Raw genomic sequence first — 25,171 nt, forward strand, 5'->3', positions numbered from 1 at the left:
GGGTTATATGGAATTTCTATCGCTTGTTGTCGTTGTATTAGCGGCATTTTTAACACCAATTTTAGTCAATAGACTACGTGTTAGTTTTTTACCTGTCGTAGTTGCTGAAATATTAATGGGTATCGTTATTGGTCACTCATTTTTAAATTTAGTAGAACGCGATGCGATGCTTAATATTTTATCCACTTTAGGATTTATCTTTTTAATGTTTTTAAGTGGTTTAGAAATAGATTTTAAAGCATTTAAAAAAGATAAAAGTTCGACTACACAAGAAGAAAAATCTAAAAAACAAGAACCTGGGCATTTACAATTAGCAGTTATTGTATTTATGGCTATTATGATTATTTCAATTGTATTTGCTTATATGTTTAAATGGTTCGGATTAATAGATGATGTTTTACTTATGGTAATTATTATTTCCACAATTTCTTTAGGTGTAGTAGTACCAACTTTAAAAGAAATGAACATTATGCGCACTACAATAGGACAATTTATCCTACTTGTTGCTGTACTAGCAGATTTAGTGACAATGATACTTCTTACAGGTTATGGCGCGATGCATGCTTCTGGCAGCACATCACTTTGGTTAATTGGTAGTTTAGTTGTATTTACACTTATCTTTTATTTCTTAGGAGGTATCTTCAAGAAAGCGCAGTTCCCGCAAATGTTGATGGATGGTACGACACAAATTGGAATACGTGCAGTCTTTGCATTGATCATTTTGTTAGTAGCATTAGCAGAAGGCGTAGGAGCTGAAAATATACTTGGGGCATTCTTAGCAGGTGTCGTTGTATCATTATTAGGTCCAGATGAAGATATGGTAGAGAAATTAGATTCATTTGGTTATGGTTTCTTTATTCCTATATTCTTTATAATGGTAGGGGTAGATTTAAATATTCCAGAGTTAATTAAAGAACCATCGTTATTATTAATTATACCCTTTTTAATATTAGCATTTTTAATTTCGAAATTAGTTCCTGTGTTTTACATACGTAGATGGTTCGATATGAAAACAACGATTTCTTCAGCCTTTCTACTAACTTCAACACTATCTTTAGTAATCGCATCGGCGAAAATCGCTGAACAATTAGGTACTATTTCTAGTGAAATATCAGGTATTTTAATACTAAGTTCAGTTATTACATGTGTATTTGTACCTATTGTCTTTAAAAAGATGTTCCCAATGCCAGATGAAGCAACAAGACAAATTGAAGTTAGCTTAATCGGTAAAAACCAATTAACAATACCTATCGCTCAGAATTTAACTTCACAGCTTTATCAAGTTTCACTTTATTATAGAAATGATTTAAGTGATAAACGCAAGCTATCTGATGCCATTTCTATGATTGAAATTGCTGATTATGAAGAAGAGTTATTGGAACGATTAGGGTTATTTGAAAGAAATATTGTAGTCTGTTCAACTAATGATGATGATATTAACCGAAAAGTTGCTTTGATGGCTAAAGCACATGGTGTTAAACGTGTAATTTGTAGGTTAGAATCAAGCTCTAGTGATGTTGAACTACAAAAAGAAGGCATAGAAGTATTCAGTAGTTATTTGAGTAACAAAATATTACTGAAAGGTTTAATTGAAACACCAAACATGCTTAATCTTTTAAGTAATGTTGAAACTTCATTATATGAAATCGCAATGTTAAATCATCAATATGACCAAATTCAATTACGTAATTTCCCATTCGATGGTGATATTATTTTTGTACGTATCATTAGAAATAATGAGTCTATCGTGCCTCATGGTGATACACAATTACGTTATAGAGATAGAGTGATTGTAACTGGCTCTAAAGAATATGTAGATGAATTGAAACGTGAATTAGAATTTTATTATTAGCAACGAGTATAGCGTTAAGTTAAAAAAATGATTTTTATGTACCTCTGACGCTTACTTTTATAATTAGGTTTAAAATGACTTTCATTTGATAGAAAGCGTAGATATTAATTAAATAGATTATAGATAGTAAAAAAACTGTTTAAACAATCAAACCAATGTTAAAATAAGGGATATTGGAATTGGAATCGAGTCAATGAGTCAAAGCTTTTTGATGATTTCTCGAACCGGTTTGAAATGAAAACTTTAATAAAGGAGTTATTCTCATGTTTAATTTAGAAAATAAGACGTTTGTCATTATGGGTATTGCTAATAAACGTAGTATCGGATTTGGTGTAGCTAAAGTATTAGATGAATTAGGTGCAAAATTAGTATTTACATATCGTAAAGAGCGAAGTAAAAAAGAGTTAGAAAAATTAGTAGAACAATTGAATCAAGAAACACATCATATGTATCAAATTGATGTTCAAAAAGATGAAGATGTTGTCGACGGTTTTGCTAAAATTGGCGAAGAAGTTGGAAACATTAATGGTGTTTATCACTCAATCGCTTTTGCAAACATGGAAGATTTACGTGGTCGTTTCATAGATACTTCTCGCGATGGATTTTTATTAGCGCAAGACATAAGTTCATACTCATTAACAATCGTGTCACGTGAAGCTAAAAAATTGATGCCTGAAGGTGGTAGTATCGTAGCTACAACGTACTTAGGTGGAGAATTTGCTGTTCAAAATTATAATGTTATGGGTGTTGCTAAAGCAAGTTTAGAAGCAAATGTCCGTTATTTAGCATTAGATTTAGGTGAAGACAATATTCGTGTAAATGCAATCTCAGCAGGTCCAATACGTACTTTAAGTGCAAAAGGCGTAGGCGGATTCAATACGATTTTAAATGAGATAAAAGAACGTGCCCCATTAAAACGTAATGTTGATCAAGAAGAAGTAGGTAAAACTGCAAGCATACTTATTAAGTGATTTCTCTAGTGGAGTAACTGGTGAAAACATTCATGTTGACAGTGGTTATCATATCGTTAAATAATAATCCAAACACCTCTAATACGCAATGTGTAGTAATTAACATTGCACGTTAGAGGTATTTTTTAAAAACTATAAAAAGTGGCACTATGATGACAAACTAAAAAGCTGAAAGATCCTTATTAATGTAAAGGATCTTTCAGCTTTTTTAGTTAAATAACAATTTTTATAAACGAGCTAATCTTTGACGTCACTATTAGTCGCTTCAATAAGCTGTTGTCTATACCGGAATACATTACGGACGATAGATTTAATAACAGCATATAGTGGCACAGCAACAAGGATGAGTACAAAACCACCAAGGTTACCTGCTGCTAAAATCACAACAATGACTGTTAATGGATGGATGTTTAAAGATTTACCCATAACGTTTGGTGTAATGACATTTCCTTCTAGCTGTTGTGCAATCAGTGTAATGATACAGACCCAAATAAATACCGTTGGACTTTGTATAATGCCAATGATTCCAGCAGGCACAAATGCCATCCAAGGGCCTAGGAATGGAATCATATTGGCAAGACAGGCAAACATAACAAGTAATAATGTATAGTTAAGTCCTAGAATAGAATAACCAATATATAAAATGACACCTAAAATAATACTTACAGTTACTTGACCTTGAATATAAGATTTAACTGTTTCGTTTAAGTCTTTTAATAATTCAACTACGAATACTTTTCTATCCCCTTTAAACAATCTTGCAATAAAAGGAATAAATCTTTCGTGGTCTTTTAGCATATAAATTAGGAAGAATGGCACCATGATGAGTAGAAACATAGTAGAAATAAATGATGTCACGAATCCTAATGAATTAGATAATATGCTAGTAGCGCCATCGCTCATTGATTTAATCATATTATTAATTCTATCTGTTACATCTGTTGGCAATCTTTCCATTTGATCTAAAGCAAAATTAACAATGTGTTGAACTTCATTTTGTAGCGTTGGGATTTGTTTAATTAATCTTGAAATTTGTTCTATTATCAGCGGTGCAATATAACCTACAAAGCTGCTTATAATAATAACTAACGCAATCAAGATAATTGTTATACTACCCCAACGTGGAACTTTGTTTTTTTCAAGTATTTTTTGAAAAGGTAAACAGATATAGAATAAGAAGCCACTAAGTAACAGTGGTAACAATACTGATTGAATAATAACAATAAATGGTGTGAAGACACTATGGACTTCCATTACTAATTTGATTAGTAAAAACAGGATAAGTAAGGCAACGCCTGTTCTAAACCAAACCTTATTAAGCATAGGACTTTTCCTCCTAAAAATCGTATTTGAAGTACTATTCAGTATATCTCAAATAGCTACAGAACAAAAGATAAAAATTGATGTCAATTCGATGAATAATGAAATCGATTCAAATAACTTTATAGAATATTAACTAAAGTTACATAATGCATTAAATAGTGTAAAATTATTTCATTGGAAAATTTAAGTTATTAAAAATTTTTATTATTAATTCGCAATTAGAAATATATAAATTGTGAAAAAGATAACTTATGAAATGCGTTGCGCGGAATATTTTATATGTGTATAATGATAAAAAATATCATTATACATAATGGTACAACAAGGGGGATACGTTATGTTAGAGAGTTTACTTACGTGGTTGTATGATATTGTATGGAGCAAGCCTTTAGTCTATGGTTTGTTACTTACAGGGGTATTATTTTCATTTATGATGCGCTTTTTCCAAGTTAGACATTTTAAAGAAATGATACGTCTAATGTTTCAAGGGGAGAAATCACCCACAGGTATATCCAGTTTCCAAGCGATTGCACTATCATTAGCAGGTCGTGTAGGTACTGGTAATATTGTAGGTGTGTCGACTGCCATATTCATTGGTGGTCCTGGTGCGATATTTTGGATGTGGGCATCAGCGTTTTTAGGAGTCGGTAGTGCATTTATTGAATCTACACTCGGTCAGATTTATAAAAGGGAAGAAAAGGGGCAGTATCGAGGTGGACCAGCATTCTATATCGAATATGGTATCAAAGGTAAACTCGGTAAAATTTATGGTTTAATCTTTGCTGTAGTAACAGTAATTTCAGTAGGTTTATTATTACCAGGTGTTCAATCCAATGCAATTTCTAGTTCAATGAAAAATGCGTTCAGTTTTGAACCTTGGATAGTCGCAACATTTTTGGCAGTAATAATTGCTTTAATTATATTCGGTGGTATTAAATGGATTGCAAACGCTGCGACTGCAGTTGTTCCGTTTATGGCAATTTTATATATTTTAATGGCAGTTGTTATTATATTTATTAATATTGAACAAGTTCCAGCGCTATTTGCTTTAATATTCAAATCTGCATTTGGGTTTGAAGCAGCATTTGGTGGGATCGTTGGGGCAATGATTGAAATTGGTGTTAAAAGAGGTCTATATTCCAATGAAGCAGGTCAAGGGACGGGACCACATGCTGCGTCTGCGAGCAGAAGTATCTCATCCAGCTAAACAAGGGTTAGTACAATCATTCTCAGTATATATTGATACACTTTTTGTGTGTACGGCAACAGGTTTAATCATTTTACTTTCAGGTACATATAATGTCACTGGTAATGCTGACATGTCAGATGGTAAAGGCAGTTTAATTAAAGATAGTGGTATTTTTGTAGAGATGTCGAATGGAGATAAAGATTATTCTGGTACAGCAATGTACGCGCAAGCTGGTATTGATAAAGCATTCCAAGGAAGTGGTTATCAATTCGATCTTGCATTCTCAGGAATAGGGTCATACTTCATTGCGATTGCACTATTCTTCTTTGCCTTTACAACAATATTGGCATATTACTATATTGCTGAAACCAATATTACGTATTTAACTAGAAAAAGTTCGAAAAAAATGACTTTTGTTTATATTAATATCACTAGAATTGTTCTCATTGCGGCTACAGTGTATGGGGCAGTGAAAACTGCTGATGTAGCATGGATGATGGGTGATTTAGGTGTAGGTATGATGGCTTGGCTAAATATCATTGCAATTTGGATATTGCATAAGCCTGCAATTAACGCGTTGAAAGATTATGAGAAACAGAAGAAAGACCTTGGATCAGGTAAAAAAGCAATTTATAAACCAGATCCTAAGAAGTTGCCTAATGCTGTCTTTTGGCATAAAGATTATCCTAAACGACTAAAAGAAGAAAAGTTTGAGGAATAACTCAGTATTCATTTTATAAAAAATTAAGTTGAAATATTTTAAAATAATGCGTCTCTTGGTACAATGTCATTAAGACTACTAGGGGGCGCATTATTTATGTATGATTTTCAACCAGGAAGAATTAATAAAATTAGTTTTCCTAGCGAATTATTAGAACGAGATGTCACATTATCTATTTATTTACCAAAAGATTTTTCAGAATTATTTAAGTATAAAGTTGTATTTTGTTTTGATGGTTTAGATTTTTTAGTTTTGGAAGAATTCATAGAAGTTATGAAAGTCTACGTGAAGCGAATGAAATTGAAAAAGCAATCTTTGTTGGCTTTCATTATGAAGACGTTGATAAACGACGTGCAGAATTTCATCCACAAGGTGCGCGTACACATTTAACAGTTAAAGCAGTAGCGAACGAAATTTTACCTTTTATTGATCGAACGTTTCCTACATATAAAGTAGGTAATGCGCGTATAGTACTTGGAGATAGTTTAGGCGGAAGCGTAGCTTTAATGACAGCTTTATCGTATCCAAGAATTTTTAGTCAAGTTGGTTTATTAAGTCCACAACATGATGAAGTGATTCAAACTTTAATTGAACGATGTCAATTTCAAGAACAGTTAACAATATGGCATGCGGTTGGTTTAGAAGAAGCAGACTTTGAGTTACCAACAAATGGTAAGCGTGCAGATTTTCTAACGCCTAACCGTGAACTGAAATCGATTATTGAAGCAAATAACTTCACGCACCATTACATAGAGTTTGAAGGCGGCCATAGATGGAAATCATGGAAGCATTTACTCGATGATTTGCTAAAGTATTTTTTGTCAGATAATATTTCATTTTAATAATCTGAATAAAATTTAGTTTAAAGTAACGAATTTTTCAGAAATTTGATATAATGTAATTATGTTAAACAAAGGAGGAATTTAAATGATTTTAGGATTAGCATTAATTCCGTCAAAAGCGTTTCAAGATGAAGTGAATGCATATCGTAAGCGTTATGATGCTCATTATGCGTCAATTATGCCGCATATCACGATTAAGGGGCAATTTAAAATAAACGATAGCGATTTAGAATCTGTCAAAGAGACAATTAAATCTAGACTTGAGGGTATACCAACCGTTGATGTTCATGCAACAAAAGCATCGAACTTCGCGCCGATTACCAATGTCATTTATTTTAAAGTTGAAAAAACTGAAACTTTAGAAAAATTATTCTACAAATTTAACAATGGTGATTTCCATGGCGTGCCAGATCATTCATTTGTACCACATTTCACAATTGCGCAAGGACTAACAAGCCAAGAGTTCGAAGATATTTATGGACAATTGAAATTAGCGGGTATTGATTATAAAGAAACAATTGAACAACTTTCTTTAGTTTATTACGATGAGAAAGATGAAAAATGGAAAGTATTAGATAACTTTAACTTAGCTTAAACAATGCCCATTAGTAGCATCTATGGTTGCTTACGATAAAAAATGGAATTAAAAAAGGAGTCACTAACAAGTTGTTAGTGACTCCTTACAGAGTGTCGACAAAGTCTCCGACTTTGTTGGCGCTTTTTTGTGCACGTTTTCCGCGGGCACAGCCTCAGCCTGTAGTCTTCGGCTAGTGCTTTCCCCGCGGAGTCGGCACAAATTACTGCCATTTTTTAAACAAAAATAATATAATATATTTAAATTAAACAGTGGTGGTGTTTGTAATGTTGGATAAATCAATCGATAAGAGAGATCAATATGAAATGATTTCAATATTGGAATTAGTTCCTAGTAATCACTTATTACGTAGAGTAGATAATATATTGGATTTAAATTTCATTTATGAACTTGTCGAAGACAAATATTGTCTTGATAATGGAAGACCATCAATAAATATGGACTCATTATCAATGAGTTTTTGTTCTATAAGTTGGGTTCTATAATTAACAAATAGGGACTTTAATAATTTATCCATGATTGGATGTACTCTAAAACGATTGATTGTTCTATATGATGGTTTTTGATTTTGAGATAACCACATCATACGAATACTATCTGAAAGTGCGGCTTCAATTCATCGTCCAGAAAATATGGATTGTGTATAAGCATAAAGAATTATTTTCAACATCATTTTAGGGTGATAAGAGGATGCACCATTTAAGTGATTGAATTCGTAGAATTCTGTTTCTGGAATTGTTTCAACAATTTGATTAACTGCGTGTGCGATATCATTGTTAGGAATCAAAATTTCAGTTTCCATTGGTAGTGTTAGCTGAGTCATATTATAATTTTTATACATAAGACACCTCGTTTTAAAATTATGTTAGAGTAGCTTTATTATACGAAGTGGCTTATTTTTTTGTATAAATTTATATAATTGTTCCGATTTTGTAAAGCGCTGACGCCTAGGGGAATAGTATGAGTTTGTAAAACAAATAATATCTCAACTCTATTGCTATATTGGCAGTAGATGACTGAAGTGAAAACGCGCATAATATTAAGCTTGTTTCACTTCTAGTCATCTTTGGCGGGGTGGGACGACGAAATCTTATTAGAAAAATTAGATTTCTGTCCCACTCCCATACCCCAGGCAAGCATGCGCTTTCAAAATCGGAGATTTTAACATAGAAAAACAGCAATCCATTAGAAACTAATAGATTGCTGTTTTAATTTGAGAATAGGATATTTATGTCCCAGGCTCCCTATTTTGTGGCTATAATCTCATTGAAAATATTATGAGTTTAGATAATATTTTCTTTTTTTAATAAAATACAAACCATAGAATATAGCTAAGAATAAGAATAATAGTGCTGAGAAATAAAATGTATTATTTACAGAAGCTGTGAATTGAGTAATTAAACCACCGACAAGTGGGCCAATCATTGAACCAAAACCTTGTACACTGTTAAATACGCCCCAAGTTTCTTCTTGCTCATCTATATGTATATGGCTTGCCATAAATGTGTTCCATGCGGGTAGTAATATACCATACATCAGACCAATAAAGATTGCCAATATCCATACAAGTGTAATATCTGTAATCAGTGATAAAGCAAATATCATTATCGTATATAGTAGAAAACCACCAAAAATGACGCTGTACATAAATAATGTGCCATGTCTATCAATGATTTTTGATAAGAAGAGCATCGAGATCGCACAACCAACACCCCCAAAGACAAGCGCCATAGTATATTCTACAGTAGATACTCCGACAACTTTCGTTGCATATGTAGGTAGGATAGGTACTAATGCCGTGATTGAAGCGCCTTGTAACAAAATACCTGGGAATAAAATCAAATGACGTTTTGAAACGTCTACGATTTGGCCTAATTGTTGCTTGACTGGTCGCGTATTATAATTCGTCAGTCTTATCTTCACGAAGTAATACAAAATCCAAGCAATAAGTACAACCAATGACATCATAAACGCAAATTTCGTCGGGTGGAACTTGAAGATAAGGTTCATGCCAACCATGCCGACAAGTAAACCGAGGAGCCATGAAAAATAAACATAACCCATTTGTTTGCCACGATTTTTTTCATCAACACTTGCAAGCATAATGACCCAAATAGGACTAACTGCTATACCGAGTAGTACTGCACTGATAATTAGAACAATCGGAGAAGTCGGGAACCAAATGACTAAGAATAAGCTACCGAATGCAAGTAGGAAACCTAATGTGAGTACGAGTTTTGTGCCTAATCGTTTAAGTAAAAAACCAATCACGAAGTTGGTTGTTGCATCAGCTATAAAATGAGCAGAAATAGCGATAGATGTGACACCTACCGCAATTGAGGTTGCTGTTGGAAGTAATGCTAAGTAACTTAATATATACATACCTCGGGCAAATTCCATTAAGAACAAAATTACTAACAAGATTATAAAGTTTTTATTTGAATGATAATTGTCTTTATTTAACGAAGAGCTTTGCATATAAAGGAACCTTTCCGTAAACTTCTTCATAGCGAGATGAATGATCTAGTAAATTTAACAAGTCATTACACAACTTGTAAGTTGAATATGGAATTCGAGATTCATTCATAGACTGAGTCATTTCTGCTATTTTTGATGGTGTATTTGTTAATGTTGCAACTTGCTGTATTGCTTCTTCAGGTGTGTCGGCAATCAAACCAAATCCTTTTTCTTCAAAGTAATTTGCATTCTCTAATTCTTGACCTGGAGCAGGATTTAAGAAAATCATTGGGGTCTGACGTGTCAAGGCTTCGGATATTGTGATGCCGCCTGGTTTAGTAATCATTAATTGGCTTGAAGCCATCCATTCATTCATATGCTTAGTATAACCTACGATGAGCACGTTGTCGTAATTTTTAAATTGCGCAGATAACGTACGTTTCAATTCTTTATTTTTACCACAAATCATTACGACTTGAGAGTGTGGACTTCGATTTAATATCTCTTGTATCATTTGATCAAAGCCTTTTGATACCCCGAAGGCACCTGCAGACATGAGTATAGTTGGTTTGTCAGGGTTTAAGTGATTTTGACGAAGCCACGATGTTTTATCAATATCCTCTTCAAATTTATCTGCAATAGGGATTCCAGTAACTTTTAAATGCGATTTAGGAATACCTATGCTAGCAAACTCCTCTTTTAAATCTTCAGTAGCTAGATAATATCTTTGAGAATGGGGAGTTATCCAATTCTTTTGCATTCTATAATCTGTCATTACAGTTGCAATTGGAATGTTCATGTCAAATTGTTCTGTCAGAACAGACATTACTGGTGTTGGGAAAGTAAGTAAGATTAAATCAGGCTTTTCCTTTAACAGTAAATTTATTAATTTATTAAGTCCATAGTATTTATAGAAACATTTGTCTAATTGGTCGGGACGACTATAGTAAAATGCTTTGTACATATTCCTGAAATATTTAAAACTGTTAATGTACCACTTTTTACATATAGAAGTCAGTATTGGGTGAGCTTCTAAAAACAAATCATGTTCAATAACTGTTAAATTGTCTAGATTCATTTCGTTAAACTGGTTCACTACACTTTGAGTAACCTGTAAATGACCATTACCAAAGGATCCAGTAAGGATTAGTATTTTTTTGTTTTGAGTAACCATTTAAGCCACCCTCCAATAGTATAAATTTAGCTCATGCTAAGTTTAACGCATTTTCTTGACATGCGAAAGAAAAAACATAATTACAAAAGATTATATCATTTTACATACTGATATGAAATGATTCATACTGAATTCAGAAATGTGTATGCAGAAAATTAAGTCATTGTATATTAATACATTACCACGCTTAATATAATGTATGCTTGAAAAGCAAAAATTAAGCGAATATATAAAAAATATTAACAAACGTGTTACATAAAATTAACAAAGCAATTTAAAGCTAATTTAAACTCAAAAAAATCATGTAATTTTCATATTATAAAAACACACATATAATAGGAAGAAATTATTAAAATCTAGATATTAGATTCTATAAAATCAAAGAAAAATGTGTATAATAGAAGTATTGGAAATAAAGGAGCGATAAATGTTGGATGCAAATTTGTTATTTGAAAAAATTAGAGTAAAACAGGTTGTCGGTACGTTAGAGAGAGATGTAACAGATATCACAACTGATTCTCGTACTGCACAACAAGGCAGCGTTTTTGTAGCATCAAAAGGTTATACCGTTGATAGTCACAAATTCTGTCAAGACGTAGTAAACCAAGGCTGCCAAATCGTCGTTGTAAGTCAGGTGCAAGCATTAGACGGTAACGTGACACAAATCATAGTACCTGATACTTTACGCGCGGCAAGTCTATTAGCAAATCAGTTATTTAATTATCCAAGCAAACAACTTGTAACTTATGGTGTCACGGGAACAAATGGCAAGACATCAATCGCTACAATGATACACCATATCTATAGAAAATTAGGTAAAGGCAGTGCTTACTTAGGCACAAATGGTTTTCAGATTAATGAAGATAAATCAAAAGGCTCTAATACTACACCAGAAACTGTAGCTTTAACTAAAAAAATCAATGAGGCTGTTGAAAAGAAAGCAGAGGCTATGACTTTAGAAGTTTCAAGCCATGGTTTGTCATTGGGGCGTTTAAGCGGTGTTAACTTCGATGTGGCAATTTTTTCAAATTTAACACAAGATCATTTGGATTTTCACGGTACAATGGAAGCATATGGACATGCAAAATCACTATTATTTAGTCAACTTGGCCAAGATTTGTCTCAAGAAAAATTTGTTGTGTTAAATCAAGATGATGAATTTTCTGAATATCTTGCATCAGTATCACCGTTTGAAGCGTTTACTTACGGCATTAATAATAAAGCACAATTTATGGCTGAAGATATAAATGAATCATTACAAGGTGTGACTTTTAATTTCGTAACACCAGAGGGTAATTTTTATGTGAAATCACCTTATGTTGGACGCTTTAATGTTTCTAATATTATGGCCGCAATGATTGCTGTTTGGAGTAAGGGTGTTAAGCTAAGTGAAATTGTAAAAGCAGTTGAAAGCTTAGAACCAGTGGAAGGCAGACTTGAAGTATTAGACCCAGCGCTACCAATTGATTTGATTATTGATTATGCACATACAGCAGATGGTATGGATAAATTAATCGATGCGGTTCAGCCCTTTACTTCACAAAAATTAATTTTCTTATGTGGTTTGGCAGGAGAAAGAGATATGGGCAAAGCGCCTGAAATGGGACGCATTGCATGCCGTGCAGATTATGTGATTTTCACACCAGATAATCCAGCTAACGATGATCCTAAAGTGTTAACACAAGCACTGGCACAAGGTGCGACACATCATAATTACATCGAATTTGAGGATCGTGCAGAAGGAATACGCCATGCGATTGATATCGCCGAGCCTGGAGATACCGTAGTGTTAGCTTCGAAAGGTAGGGAACCGTATCAAATTATGCCTGGCCATGTAAAAGTACCTCATAGAGATGATTTAATTGGTTTAGAAGCGGCATATAAAAAATTTGGTGGTGGGTCCGTTGAAGATTAGCAATATAAATTGTAATGATGTGCATTCAAATTTATATATTTATGAAGATACGAAAGCGGAAATTTATTTAATTGCGCTCCCAGAATTAAATTGGTCATTAGAAATAGATACAACATTAAATGAAGATGATATCAATGATGAACTTGTGATACACTTGTTTACGTTACTTGATGAGTCTACAGCAACTAAGGTTGCTACAGACATTGTCAGATTGATACTTGAGGATTAAAGGAGATTAAAAATGAGTATAAAGGAAGAAGTAGAATCTAGAAAAACCTTTGCAATTATTTCTCATCCTGATGCTCGGTAAAACCACATTAACTGAAAAGTTATTATTATTTGGTGGTGCGATTAGAGAAGCGAGGAACTGTTAAAGGTAAAAAAAGTGGGAAGTTTGCAACAAGTGACTGGATGAAAGTTGAGCAAGAACGTGGTATTTCAGTTACAAGTTCAGTGATGCAGTTTGATTATGATCACTATAAAATCAACATTTTAGATACACCAGGACACGAAGATTTTTCAGAAGACACATATAGAACACTTTTAGCAGTAGATAGTGCTGTTATGGTAATTGACTGTGCAAAAGGAATTGAGCCACAAACACTAAAACTTTTCAAAGTGTGTAAAATGAGAGGTATTCCAATCTTTACCTTTATTAATAAACTTGACCGTGTTGGTAAAGAACCTTTTGAATTATTAGATGAAATTGAATCTACTTTAGAAATTGAAACATATCCAATGAATTGGCCGATAGGAATGGGACAAAATTTCTTTGGTATTATTGATCGCGATTCACATACAATTGAACCTTTTAGAGATGAAGAAAATACACTGCACTTAAATGATGATTTTGAATTAGAAGAAGATCACAAGATGAAAAATGATAGCGCGTTTTCTCAAGCTATTGAGGAATTGATGCTAGTAGAAGAAGCGGGAGAAGACTTTGATAATGAAGCATTATTAAATGGTGAATTAACGCCCGTATTTTTCGGTTCGGCATTAGCTAATTTTGGAGTTCAAAACTTCTTAAACGCTTATGTGGATCATGCACCAATGCCGCATAGTCGTCAAACAAAAGAGGAAGTTGAAGTAAAACCTTATGATTTAGATTTTTCAGGATTTATTTTCAAAATCCAAGCGAACATGGACCCTAAACATAGAGACCGTATTGCCTTTATGCGTGTAGTGAGTGGTGCATTTGAACGTGGCATGGACGTTACATTACAACGTACGAAGAAAAAACAAAAAATCACACGTTCAACATCATTTATGGCTGATGATAAAGAAACAGTAAACCATGCGGTAGCTGGAGATATCATTGGTTTGTATGATACTGGTAATTACCAAATTGGTGACACGTTAGTCGGCGGTAATCAAAAATTTAGTTTCCAAGAACTGCCACAATTTACACCAGAACTATTTATGAAAGTTTCAGCTAAAAACGTTATGAAACAAAAGCACTTCCATAAAGGTATTGAACAATTAGTTCAAGAAGGTGCGATTCAATATTATAAAGCACTACACACAAACCAAATTCTTATTGGGGCAGTAGGGCAGTTACAATTTGAAGTGTTCGAACATCGCTTGAAAAATGAATACAACGTCGATGTTGTCATGGAGGCAGTCGGTCCGAAAATTGCACGTTGGATAGAAAATGAAGAAGAAGTTAAAGATAAGATGAGTACATCGCGTTCAATTTTAGTTAAAGATATTTATGAAAATTATGTATTTTTATTTGATAATGAATTTGCAACAAGATGGTTTGAAGAGAAGTTTCCAGAAATTAAATTATATGGTTTGTTATAAAACTATAATTTGTGTATAATAACGATATTAATAGAATACCTATGACTTTGTAGTCAGAGGGGAGTAACTCAACTGTTATTAAAAAGATATATGAAGCATGCATTTATATGCTTAAGGAAAATACTTTATATATCTTTTTAACATAGTCATTTTATCGTCATTACGAAGCTTAATTGCTTCCGGTAAAATGGGCAGATACAAACTGTCGAGTGAGACCTTTGCTAATAGTGAATAACGCGATCGATTTGTTCTTTAGTGTAAAAAACTAAGTGAACTAAATTAAATAGCGGCAATACACTAACTTAGCTTAGGTCTCTATTTTTATGTTTAAAAAATTAAGGAGTTGTCCTATATGGATCCAAGTATGATTTTACCTTATTTATGGGTGCTCGTTGTTCTAGTATTTTTAGAAGGACTATTGGCTGCAGATAATGCCGTAGTTATGGCAGTTATGGTTAAACATTTACCGCCTGAGCAACGTAAAAAAGCTTTGTTTTATGGTTTGTTAGGTGCATTAGTATTCCGTTTTATTTCTTTATTCTTAATCAGTATTATCGCAAATCTTTGGTGGATACAAGCACTTGGTGCGCTATACCTACTATACATGTCCATTAGCAATTTAATATCCTTCTTTAAAAATAAAGACAAAGAAGAACAAGAAGCTGGAGATGACCACCACTTTGATGAAGATGGTGGAGAGATTCACGCAAGTCCTAAAGCGTTTTGGGGCACTGTATTAAAAGTTGAATTCGCAGATATCGCATTTGCTATTGATTCAATGCTTGTCGCTCTTGCAATTGCAGTGACATTACCTGCAGTTGGCATCCACTTCGGCGGCATGGACTTAGGTCAGTTTGCTGTTATGTTCATAGGTGGTATGTTGGGAGTTGTAATTATGCGTTTCGCTGCAACATGGTTTGTAAATTTATTAAACAAATACCCAGGTTTAGAAGGCGGCGCTTTTGCTATTGTTGGTTGGGTAGGAATTAAATTGGTGGTTATGGTGCTCGCACATGAAAAAATCGCTGTTTTACCTGAACACTTCCCACATAGTACGTTATGGCAATCTATTTTCTGGACTGTCATGATATTATTAGTAGTTATTGGTTGGTTAACTTCATTAAGAAATAACAAGAAAAAAGAAAAACAAAAGTAAATATTAATGTAACTGGAAAAGCTCATAGAGTTTTTCCAGTTTTTTTATGGAAAAATATGTGGAGACAATAAGGTATTTTCTTGGAATTTTAATAGTGTCGTTTACTAAAATTGAGCAAGGATATGTCAAAAAATTTGATAATATCATTTAAAGTTAGAAATTTTGTAAGAAAGTGATTATAATCAGAATGTATCTATTTTTATAAAACAAAATAAAGAAGAATTATCTATTATGATATGTCATAATAGAGTGTGAAGATTTATGTAAGATTAGGGGGAATTAAGGTGACTCAAAATAAAAAACACGTCATTCCTAAAGAAAAATACGGACGTAAACGACGTGAGTTTTTTCATAATGAAGAACGTGAACAACGTGTACATTTAGAGCATGAGGCCAGAGAACAGCGTGAAGAAAAAGCGCAAAAATTAGCCAAAAATAATGAGGAACGTGTGAAAGAAAATTTAAGAAAAGCACGTATCGAAAAGCTAACACAAGAAGAGATACAGCAACAACAGGCTTTGATGGCTAAACAAAGTGGTTCTAAAGAAGATATAGATACATCAAGTGATAAACAGGCATCAGATATCGAACAGTCTTCAAGCTACCCACAGAAGCAAAATGCTAATTATCATTCTCAAAGTAAGTCTGAGCAAGATACTGATTATCGTCGAGACAATAAAGAAAATGATACTGTGGTTACTGACCAGAGCACATTATCAAACGATCAGTCGTCAACAATTGATGAAGAAGATAATTTTTATTCAGAAGAAGCACAACAATCGCGAGTTGAAGCATACGTTGAAGATGAAGATGTAAATTCAAATCAAAATGCAGATGCAGATGCAAAAGAACAGGAAAAAGAGCAAACAACAGAACGTAATAAGCATGCAACTCAACAACAAGAACCAAGTCACGCCAATCAAAATGGACAATTAAGTGGTGTTGATAAAGTTAAATATTTCTTTAAGGAACATTGGCCGAAAGTACTTATCGTTATTGCAGTTATAGTATTATTAACTTTGATGAACGCAATATTTACTAACGTTGATCAAAACGGTAATGATAAAGATAGTATTTTCCAAAGTAATAATGATAAAGAAAAGTCATATACAACAACGATGAAGAGCGCAAATAGTGCTACAAAATCAGTAGTAACGGTTGAGAATGATACAAGCAACAAAGGTTCTTCTGCAGAGAAAGAGACACAAGAAGCAGGTAAAGAAAATGAGCTAGGTTCAGGTGTCGTCTACAAAAAAGTAGGCGACTCTATTTTTATCATGACAAATGCGCATGTAGTAGGAGACAAGAAAGAACAGAAGATTACATATGGCAATGGAGACTACTCAATAGGAAAAGTCATTGGCACAGACAAATACTCTGATATTGCAGTAGTTAAAGCCAAAGTTAAGTCTGGGAGCGACGTTAAACCAATCAAAATGGGTGATTCAAGCACTTTAGTATTAGGGGAACCGATTATCGTTGTAGGGAATCCATTGGGTGTTGATTTTAAAGGTAGCGTTTCAGAAGGTATCGTCTCAGGTCTTAATCGTCATATACCTGTAGATATTGATAAAGATGAACAATATGATGTGTTAATGGATGCATTTCAAATCGATGCGCCGGTAAACCCTGGTAACTCAGGTGGCGGCGTGATTAATAGAGATGGTAAATTAATAGGTATTGCATCGTTGAAGATCGATATGGATAATGTAGAAGGTATTGCATTTGCAATTCCAGTAAATCAAGCTGAATCAATAGCAAAAGAACTTGAAGCTAAGGGTGAAGTCAAATATCCTAATACAGGTATTCGTATCATGAATGTTGCCGATATCGATGATGAAACACGTCAATCATTACAACTACCTGAAGATGTGAAATCAGGTGTATTAATTGGTGATGTTAAAGAAAACTCAACAGGTGAAAAATCTGGGTTGCAAAAAAATGATGTCATAGTAGAATTAGATGGTAAAGAATTAGAAGATAATCTAAGATATAGACAAATTATTTTTAAACATAAAGATGATTTGGATACATTACCGACTAAAATATACAGAGACGGTAAGCTTAAGGATATCAAGATTAAATTGAAGTAGCGTTGAGGTGAATAAACGTTGTCCATTTTCAATCAATTGTTAAAAAAATCAAGCCCTCAACAAGGGATAGTGATGTATTATATTGTTGCAATTATCGTAGCATTTTTATTGCTTAATTTACCATTTGTTCATAAATCTGGGGTTAATGTTGACCCGATTGATTCCTTGTTTGTAGCAGTTTCAGGCGTGAGTGTGACTGGTTTATCACCTGTTAATATCGTCGAAACGTATACTACTTTTGGACAAATCATAATTATGATTATTCTAAATATCGGTGGTATTGGTGTCATGGCCATAGGTACAATGCTATGGGTGTTTTTAGGAAAACATATTGGTATGCGTGAACGTCAGCTTATTATGCTTGATAATAATAAAGATACTATGAGCGGTACAGTTAAACTGATTCTAGATATTGTGCGTACAATTTTAATTATAGAACTTGTTGGTGCCTCATTATTAGCATTTTATTTTTATAGAGATAATCCAGATTTGCAATATGCAATTATGCAGGGCATGTTTGTAGCTGTATCCGCAACGACAAATGGCGGTTTAGACATTACAGGACAATCGTTAATTCCTTATGCCAATGATTATTTTGTTCAAACTATAGTTATGTTTTTAATCATTTTAGGATCTATAGGCTTTCCAGTATTAATTGAAGTTAAAGCATATATTAAAAATAGAATTCCTAATTTTAGATTTTCATTATTTGCAAAAATTACAACAATGACTTACTTAGTATTGTTTGTATTTGGCGCAATAATTATTTTATTATTTGAACATAATCATGCTTTTCAAAATATGACATGGCATAAATCGTTATTTTATGCGCTATTCCAATCTGCAACAACGAGAAGTGTTGGGTTACAAACTATTGATGTAAGTGATTTTGGAGAAGGTACGAATGTAATTATGAGTATCTTAATGTTTATTGGTTCTTCTCCGAGTTCAGTAGGCGGTGGTATCAGAACGACTACTTTCGCAATCTTAATTTTATTCTTATTGAACTTTAGCAATAATAATGAAAAAACTTCGATTAAAGCATTTAATCGTGAAATTCATACGACAGATGTACAACGCTCATTTGCTGTTTTTACAATGGCGGGAATCCTTACATTTGCGGGTACGATTACGATACTTGTAGTTGAAAATGGCAAACTATCATTTCTACAAGCATTTTTCGAGGTGATGTCAGCGTTTGGAACATGTGGACTATCGTTAGGCGTTACTGATGATATAAGCGGGATGAGTAAGGTCGTATTGATGATACTGATGTTTATTGGTCGTGTAGGGCTTATTAGTTTCATTATTATGATTGGTGGCCGTAGAGAGCCAGACAAATACCATTATCCGAAAGAACGCATTCAAATTGGCTAAAACTCCATTTTGATAATTGTATGATGATTAAATATAAAGTTAACCCCTTCTTGTAACGATAGTGCAAGAGAGGGGTTTTTAATTATTAAAATTCTTAGAATGTAATATTTCCTTTTGCTATCATGGGTATTTAGAAACATGTTAAACTTAGGTAAATGAGGGGAGAGGCATATGAAAAAAAGCGAGAGAATTACAATAGATGTTATCACAACTTCAGATATGCACAGTCATTTTCTAAACGGGGATCATGGTTCTAATATATATAGAGCAGGTACTTACGTTAAAACGAAACGAAAAGAAAATGAACATGTGATTTTGTTAGATAGTGGCGGTAGTTTGGCAGGCTCATTGGCTGCATTTTATTATGCTGTTGTTGCGCCGTATAAGCGTCACCCTATGATAAAGTTGATGAATGCTATGCAATATGATGCAAGTGGTATCAGTCCTAATGAATTTAAATTCGGTTTATCCTTCTTTTCAAGAGCAGTCTCTTTATCTAGGTTTCCATGGCTATCAGCGAATATTGAATATAAGCGTACACGAGAACCTTATTTTTCTACACCATATACGATAAAAGAGATAGAAGGCGTCAAGATAGCTATTGTTGGGTTGACTTCGGACGGATTGATGAACCGCGAACACTTTGAAATGGAGAATGAGCTGCAAATTGATAAAACTTTAGTGGCTTCTAAAAGGTGGATTCGTTTTATTCATGAAACTGAAATGCCGGATTTTCTCATAGTCATATATCATGGTGGTATAAACCAACTTAATAAATCCGCAAATGAACGCGAGCAAAACGTGAATGAAGCGGAAAAAATTATGCAATCGCTAGGTGTGATTGATTTACTGATTACTGGTCATCAACATCAAACCTTTATTGGTAGAGATGATCAAACATTGTATGTGCAAGCAGGTCAAAATGCGGAACAATTAGTTCATGTGAAAATTAACTTTAAGCAAAGAACTACCTCTTATGAGTTAGACGATGTGGAGTCACAAATTGTTGATTTAAATAAGTATAAGGAAGATGAGGATTTATTAAACTTAACATTTTATGATAGAAAAACTGTTGAACATTGGGGCAAAGAAGTTTTAAATGTTACACCTGTTTCTGCTCAAGTAAATGGTTTAGGAGATGTTATTACAAAACCTCATCCTTTCACACAACTTTTACACGACGGTATTCGCTCAGAGTTTGATTATGATATTTCATGTGTACATCTACCTACCAGTGGAGAAGAGGGCTTAGAGGCAACAGTAACCAATGAAGCATTATATAAAGCGTACCCACATCCTGACGTGCCAGTCGATTTAACTATAAAAGGACAGCAGATTAAAGATATTCTAGAATATGGTTATTCACATATAGAATTTAGCCAGGGTGAACTCAGTTTAACGATTATTGATGAAACATTATGTACGTTTTGGCAAGGCGTGGATTACACTATTGATATGAATGTTGCACCATTTAACCGTGTTAATTTAAAAAACATTAGACTGAATCATATGTATCGTGTAAGTATGACAGATTATTGTTATAGAAATTATAGACAGTATTTAGAAAATGCAGTTATTCATGAAACTGGCGAAATAACAATGGTAGAATTAATATCTAGGAATTTGAAAAATGAGCAGTATAAGATAAATCAAAAACAAAGCTTTAATGTAATAACATAGTTTGAAAGATTGTAATATAAATACGACTTCGTACGCGCTAGTATAAGGCAGGCATCAGTCTCAGCCTGTATTGTTCGGCTAGCGTTTGTATGGCTTAGTGTTGAAATTATTGAAAATGCTTACTCTGCTAATATATTTATTTCATATAATACAAAAAAACTGGAAGATGACCATTGTTTTAATGAGCATCTTCCAGTTTTTAATTTTTAATAGAACGTATAAAGTTCCACAATAAGTTAAGCATGGAATATTAATAGAATTACTACTGCAACGATTTGTGCTATTACAGTGGTAGCAATTCTACGCGTATAAAAGTAGCTTATTGAGAGTGCAATTTGTACGATAAAGATGAAGAAAACAATCCATAAATTATCTAGATAGTAGAATAATGAAGCCGAGCAAAGCGCCGTAATTATAATACTAAGCCAACTTGGTATGTTTAATTTAATCAATTCTTTTTGTAAAACTGTTCTCATATAGAGTTCATGACAAGGTATAACAAAGACTAATGTTATTAACATTTGCCATTTAAAATATACGCCAGTTCGTGTTAATTCTTTAATTAATTCAAGATATTTTATATCCGAAGAAATTGTCGCAATAATCAGCTGAATAATAATTAATACGATACCAGTAATAATTCCAACACCTAGAGAAGTAAGTAATCTCTTAGATTCTATATCTCTTTGATAAAAGATATAACTAATACCGACTATAAGCATAATGCCAGTATATAAATACCAATACTCTTGTTTTTCTCCCCACATAATGAAGAGGATGATGTGGAATACAATAAAGCTTAAAAGAAACCAGATTAAAGCCTTTGAAATTCTATGCATTTTTTACTATCCTTCTTGTTCAACGATTGTATATCGCTTATGATTAATAACGGTTTTTTCAGGCAAGTCTAAATCATTGAAATTTTCCATAATTGTTAAGTCAACAATTACTGAATTATCATTAATTTTTTCTACACGGCCTTTTAAACCATCATAAAATTCTACTATATTTCCAACTTCTGCAACAGTCATTTTTAGTCCTCCCTAGAAATGCTAACTAGATAGTATTATACAAAAAAAATTAGGACAAATAAACAAATAACCATTAAATTGTGTGATATAAGCCGATTTTGAAACTTTTTATCATATTTAAAGTAAATGATTGGCATTTTTAGAGGAAATATAGCATAAATAAGATAAGGGTATATTTATAGGGAAAAGGAGTGCAATAGATGAAGTTTATTAATAATAATGATATTACAGATCCAACATTAAATTTAGCAATGGAAGAATATGTTTTAAAAAATATGCCGAAAGACGACAGCTATTTTCTATTTTATGTGAATAGACCGTCTATTATAATTGGTAAAAACCAAAATACGATTGAAGAAGTTAACAAACCATATATTGATGCACATAATATTGATGTTGTGAGACGTATCTCAGGTGGGGGTGCTGTTTACCATGATGAAGGTAATTTAAACTTCAGTTTCATAACAGATGATGATGGTAACAGTTTCCATAATTTCAAAAAATTCACTGAACCAATTGTTGAAGCATTAAAATCGTTGGGTGTTGATGCTGAAATGACTGGTAGAAATGATATTCAAGTAGGTAAAGCTAAAATTTCAGGTAATGCTATGGTAAAAGTGAAAGAGCGTATGTTTAGCCATGGGACATTAATGTTAAATAGTGAATTGAGCGAAGTTCAGAATGCATTAAAAGTAAATCCTGCAAAAATTAAATCTAAAGGAATTAAATCTGTACGTAGTAGAGTCGCAAATATTTCAGAATTTCTTGAAGAACCTATTGATATTGATGACTTTAAAGAAATTATCTTAAAAACTATTTTTGGAGAAGCAAATCAAGTCGAAACGTATCAACTCACAGATGAAGATTGGAAAAATATTGAAAAATTGAGTAACGAGAAATATCGTACTTGGGATTGGAATTATGGTAGAAATCCAAAATATAACTTTGAAAGAGAAGAGAAGTTTGAAAAAGGCTTCGTTCAAATTAAATTAGATGTTAAACAAGGTCGTATTGAGCATGCAAGAATTTTTGGAGATTTCTTTGGTGAAGGTGATATTACAGAACTTGAAAAAGCATTAGAAGGTACGTTACACGAATTTGATAGTATTGAAGAAGCATTTTCAAACTACGATATTTATCATTATTTTGGCGATATCGACCGCCATGAACTCATTAGATTAATGTCATAAGTAAGTGTTATTAATAAGCATAAAACTCAAAAAGGTCTATTCTCTAACTTATTGGTGTAAGTAGGGAATAGACCTTATTTTAAATAACAATCTATTAAATTATCCAACGAGAAATTCCTCCAGGTTTCTGTATTCTTCAGTATATCGTTTGAAATCCTGCTCGTTTTTATTCTTAAGTGCGTGGTCAATGAGGTGTTCTAACTGCTGTTTACGGACATTTCTTAACGACTCATCAATGATTAACTCAATACCTAAATCATTAATCGTTGATACAAAAGATTCTAATGAATTGTATTTAACATTTGTATTGTTTTTCATTTTCAACACAGCCCCTCTATCTATATTTACATATAGTATACAGCCTTTTATTTTTGAAATCAATAAATAGTCAGACTTTTCCGAAAATATAAGTGTAATTTGCAACTTTTCAAAAAATAAGAAAATGCAAAAGTATAATAACTGAAAATCAATTGTAGGAAACTTATAAAATATTTTATTATATAAGTTGATTTTAAAATCTTTGTGTTATATTATTTGAGTATCACCATAAGTTTTAAGGAGGCGTCAGCTATGATTCAACAATACATTATTAAAAAAGGTGATATGGTTCTTCAACCATGTAATTTATCTATAGGACTAAATGAAGGTACTTGTGTATTAAAGTACAAAGAGGAGCGTGATATCGTAAAGGAACGGACACATAAAATTATAGATCGTTCATGTAGATTTTATGGTAGTAGTTATGTATTTAAAAAAGAAGACACAATGAGAATTACTGGCATTAATAGTAAACCCCCAATTTTATTCACTCCATTATTTCCTACTTACTTTTTTCCTACACATTCAGACCGAAAAGAAGAAAACACTTGGATTAATATTCATTATGTACAAACGATAAGAGCTTTAAAAGATAAAAAATGTAAAGTCACATTTGTCGATAACCAAACTATAGTTGTTAATATTTCAGCGCACAGTATGCATCATCAATACTTAAATGGCATATATTATTACTATATGATGGATAGAGCGACTAGGGTGGCTACTTTTGATCCTGAATCTCCTATAGACTATACGAAACCACAATTAAATATTTATGAAGCATTAGCAAAATATTCTCTATTTGAAAATAAATAGCAAAACATTTCTGAAATATAAATGTAAAAATGTCATATGTGGAATATTATATTAATTTAGTGTAAATATTCCGCATATTTTTTTGCTAAAGGTACTTGAAAATTTCTCTGTAGTTGATATAATAGTATTTGTGCTTGATTGAGATATCAATTATTCCACAGTAGCTCAGTGGTAGAGCTATCGGCTGTTAACCGATCGGTCGTAGGTTCGAGTCCTACCTGTGGAGCCATTGGAAACGTACTCAAGTTGGCTGAAGAGGCGCCCCCGCTAAGGGTGTAGGTCGCGCAAGCGGCGCGAGAGTTCGAATCTCTCCGTTTCCGTTAATAAAAACAAGATTTTTAATACCGAAGTCCTTAACAGGATTTCGGTATTTTTTGTTTTGAAACTTTAAAATTTGTAAATCCATAAATTATTATTTAATAATATTAAAGTGAGTAATAGATATATGTAACCCAAGGAATCTTCTGATTTTATGGAAGATTCCTTGGGTGTACGTTTTTTTAATTTTTAAAACTTGAGAAAACTAGCAACAATTTTTATTGTCTTCTTCTTTTTTTCGTTATTTTCTTCTTTTTTATCCGTATGTTCTTCAATTTCTACTGAACAACATGATTGTTCTTGTGGTTTTAATTTTTTTAATGCATCTTTGATACCCAATTACTACA

General features: G+C 32.8%; 17 protein-coding genes, 2 tRNA genes, 6 pseudogenes and 1 riboswitch. Of the genes and pseudogenes, 17 read left to right on the top strand and 8 right to left on the bottom strand.

The features are described from left to right. The first annotated feature begins 7 nt into the window (after positions 1 to 7). Positions 8 to 1,852, top strand: a complete 1,845-nt coding sequence (locus tag ABLV95_RS02510; protein ID WP_460872504.1) for a cation:proton antiporter — start codon at positions 8 to 10, stop codon at positions 1,850 to 1,852. Between the two features lie 263 nt (positions 1,853 to 2,115). Next, positions 2,116 to 2,887: pseudogene (gene fabI / locus ABLV95_RS02515) on the top strand (enoyl-ACP reductase FabI). A gap of 173 nt (positions 2,888 to 3,060) precedes the next feature. Here the strand turns inward: fabI and cozEa are convergent. After that, positions 3,061 to 4,146 carry a lipoteichoic acid biosynthesis protein CozEa gene (cozEa, locus tag ABLV95_RS02520; protein ID WP_460872505.1) on the bottom strand — a complete coding sequence of 362 codons (1,086 nt, stop codon included), beginning with the start codon at positions 4,144 to 4,146 and terminating at the stop codon, positions 3,061 to 3,063. A 337-nt stretch (positions 4,147 to 4,483) separates the two neighbouring features. On the opposite strand from cozEa, the pseudogene ABLV95_RS02525 reads away from it, so the two are divergent. The 4 genes and pseudogenes from ABLV95_RS02525 to ABLV95_RS02540 all read left to right on the top strand — a co-directional run bounded on the left by ABLV95_RS02525 (position 4,484) and on the right by ABLV95_RS02540 (position 7,978). Next, a pseudogene (locus ABLV95_RS02525) lies at positions 4,484 to 6,056 on the top strand (alanine/glycine:cation symporter family protein). Between the two features lie 96 nt (positions 6,057 to 6,152). After that, positions 6,153 to 6,898, top strand: a pseudogene (locus tag ABLV95_RS02530) (esterase family protein). Between the two features lie 85 nt (positions 6,899 to 6,983). Then, positions 6,984 to 7,493, top strand: coding sequence for a YjcG family protein (locus ABLV95_RS02535; protein WP_460872508.1), 510 nt, complete (start codon positions 6,984 to 6,986; stop codon positions 7,491 to 7,493). 266 nt (positions 7,494 to 7,759) lie between these two features. Continuing rightward, positions 7,760 to 7,978 (top strand): hypothetical protein, encoded by a 219-nt coding sequence (locus ABLV95_RS02540; RefSeq protein ID WP_427707079.1) that lies wholly within the window; start codon positions 7,760 to 7,762, stop codon positions 7,976 to 7,978. Here the strand turns inward: ABLV95_RS02540 and ABLV95_RS02545 are convergent. From ABLV95_RS02545 to ABLV95_RS02555, 3 genes and pseudogenes are all read right to left on the bottom strand, one after another. Continuing rightward, positions 7,918 to 8,334, bottom strand: a pseudogene (locus tag ABLV95_RS02545) (transposase); the annotation flags it as partial. The gene ABLV95_RS02540 and the pseudogene ABLV95_RS02545 overlap by 61 nt on opposite strands. Before the next feature lie 434 nt (positions 8,335 to 8,768). After that, positions 8,769 to 9,971: a lipoteichoic acid biosynthesis MFS flippase LtaA gene (gene ltaA, locus ABLV95_RS02550; protein WP_427705066.1), complete on the bottom strand. Its 1,203-nt coding sequence runs from the start codon at positions 9,969 to 9,971 to the stop codon at positions 8,769 to 8,771. After that, on the bottom strand, positions 9,949 to 11,124 hold the full coding sequence (locus tag ABLV95_RS02555; protein ID WP_069818204.1) for a diglucosyl diacylglycerol synthase: 1,176 nt from the start codon (positions 11,122 to 11,124) through the stop codon (positions 9,949 to 9,951). Before ABLV95_RS02555 ends, ltaA begins: the two co-directional genes overlap by 23 nt. Before the next feature lie 430 nt (positions 11,125 to 11,554). Here ABLV95_RS02555 and ABLV95_RS02560 point away from each other — a divergent pair, with 430 nt between their 5' ends. From ABLV95_RS02560 to ABLV95_RS02590, 7 genes and pseudogenes are all read left to right on the top strand, one after another. Then, positions 11,555 to 13,039, top strand: coding sequence for a UDP-N-acetylmuramoyl-L-alanyl-D-glutamate--L-lysine ligase (locus ABLV95_RS02560; RefSeq protein WP_427707062.1), 1,485 nt, complete (start codon positions 11,555 to 11,557; stop codon positions 13,037 to 13,039). After that, positions 13,020 to 13,268: a YueH family protein gene (locus ABLV95_RS02565; RefSeq protein ID WP_427708345.1), complete on the top strand. Its 249-nt coding sequence runs from the start codon at positions 13,020 to 13,022 to the stop codon at positions 13,266 to 13,268. Before ABLV95_RS02560 ends, ABLV95_RS02565 begins: the two co-directional genes overlap by 20 nt. A 12-nt stretch (positions 13,269 to 13,280) precedes the next feature. Then, positions 13,281 to 14,845 (top strand): annotated as a pseudogene (locus ABLV95_RS02570) (peptide chain release factor 3). 46 nt (positions 14,846 to 14,891) lie between these two features. Continuing rightward, positions 14,892 to 15,068, top strand: a riboswitch (yybP-ykoY riboswitch). 129 nt (positions 15,069 to 15,197) lie between these two features. After that, the gene (locus ABLV95_RS02575; protein ID WP_460876293.1) at positions 15,198 to 16,001 is read left to right on the top strand and encodes a TerC family protein; all 804 of its coding nucleotides are present in this window, start codon (positions 15,198 to 15,200) and stop codon (positions 15,999 to 16,001) included. Between the two features lie 284 nt (positions 16,002 to 16,285). Next, complete coding sequence (locus tag ABLV95_RS02580) at positions 16,286 to 18,094, top strand: trypsin-like peptidase domain-containing protein (RefSeq protein WP_460876296.1); 1,809 nt, start codon at positions 16,286 to 16,288, stop codon at positions 18,092 to 18,094. Positions 18,095 to 18,112: 18 nt separating this feature from the next. After that, positions 18,113 to 19,471, top strand: coding sequence for a TrkH family potassium uptake protein (locus ABLV95_RS02585; RefSeq protein ID WP_460876299.1), 1,359 nt, complete (start codon positions 18,113 to 18,115; stop codon positions 19,469 to 19,471). A 171-nt stretch (positions 19,472 to 19,642) separates the two neighbouring features. Then, positions 19,643 to 21,151: a bifunctional metallophosphatase/5'-nucleotidase gene (locus ABLV95_RS02590; protein ID WP_460876301.1), complete on the top strand. Its 1,509-nt coding sequence runs from the start codon at positions 19,643 to 19,645 to the stop codon at positions 21,149 to 21,151. Between the two features lie 236 nt (positions 21,152 to 21,387). Here the strand turns inward: ABLV95_RS02590 and ABLV95_RS02595 are convergent, their stop codons facing one another. Next, entirely contained in the window at positions 21,388 to 21,990 is a 603-nt protein-coding gene (locus ABLV95_RS02595) for a type II CAAX prenyl endopeptidase Rce1 family protein (RefSeq protein WP_460876303.1), read from the bottom strand. A 6-nt stretch (positions 21,991 to 21,996) separates the two neighbouring features. After that, positions 21,997 to 22,182 carry a YkvS family protein gene (locus ABLV95_RS02600; RefSeq protein WP_002508073.1) on the bottom strand — a complete coding sequence of 62 codons (186 nt, stop codon included), beginning with the start codon at positions 22,180 to 22,182 and terminating at the stop codon, positions 21,997 to 21,999. Positions 22,183 to 22,382: 200 nt separating this feature from the next. Between ABLV95_RS02600 and ABLV95_RS02605 the strand changes: the two genes are divergently transcribed. Continuing rightward, a complete protein-coding gene (locus ABLV95_RS02605) occupies positions 22,383 to 23,372 on the top strand; it encodes a lipoate--protein ligase (RefSeq protein WP_285322898.1) in 990 nt (329 codons plus the stop codon). A gap of 99 nt (positions 23,373 to 23,471) precedes the next feature. Here ABLV95_RS02605 and ABLV95_RS02610 read toward each other — a convergent pair whose 3' ends face one another. Next, positions 23,472 to 23,690, bottom strand: a complete 219-nt coding sequence (locus tag ABLV95_RS02610; protein WP_069818212.1) for an IDEAL domain-containing protein — start codon at positions 23,688 to 23,690, stop codon at positions 23,472 to 23,474. 252 nt (positions 23,691 to 23,942) lie between these two features. Here ABLV95_RS02610 and ABLV95_RS02615 point away from each other — a divergent pair, with 252 nt between their 5' ends. From ABLV95_RS02615 to ABLV95_RS02625, 3 genes are all read left to right on the top strand, one after another. Beyond that, on the top strand, positions 23,943 to 24,506 hold the full coding sequence (locus ABLV95_RS02615) for a competence protein ComK (protein WP_460876305.1): 564 nt from the start codon (positions 23,943 to 23,945) through the stop codon (positions 24,504 to 24,506). A gap of 154 nt (positions 24,507 to 24,660) precedes the next feature. Continuing rightward, a tRNA-Asn gene (locus ABLV95_RS02620) sits at positions 24,661 to 24,735 on the top strand. Between the two features lie 2 nt (positions 24,736 to 24,737). Beyond that, positions 24,738 to 24,826 (top strand) — tRNA-Ser (locus tag ABLV95_RS02625). A gap of 203 nt (positions 24,827 to 25,029) precedes the next feature. Here the strand turns inward: ABLV95_RS02625 and ABLV95_RS02630 are convergent. After that, a pseudogene (locus ABLV95_RS02630) lies at positions 25,030 to 25,163 on the bottom strand (alcohol dehydrogenase). Positions 25,164 to 25,171 lie beyond the last annotated feature (8 nt).

This window comes from Staphylococcus sp. Mo2-1 (assembly GCF_046721385.1).
Classification (GTDB): Bacteria; Bacillota; Bacilli; order Staphylococcales; family Staphylococcaceae; genus Staphylococcus; species Staphylococcus equorum_A.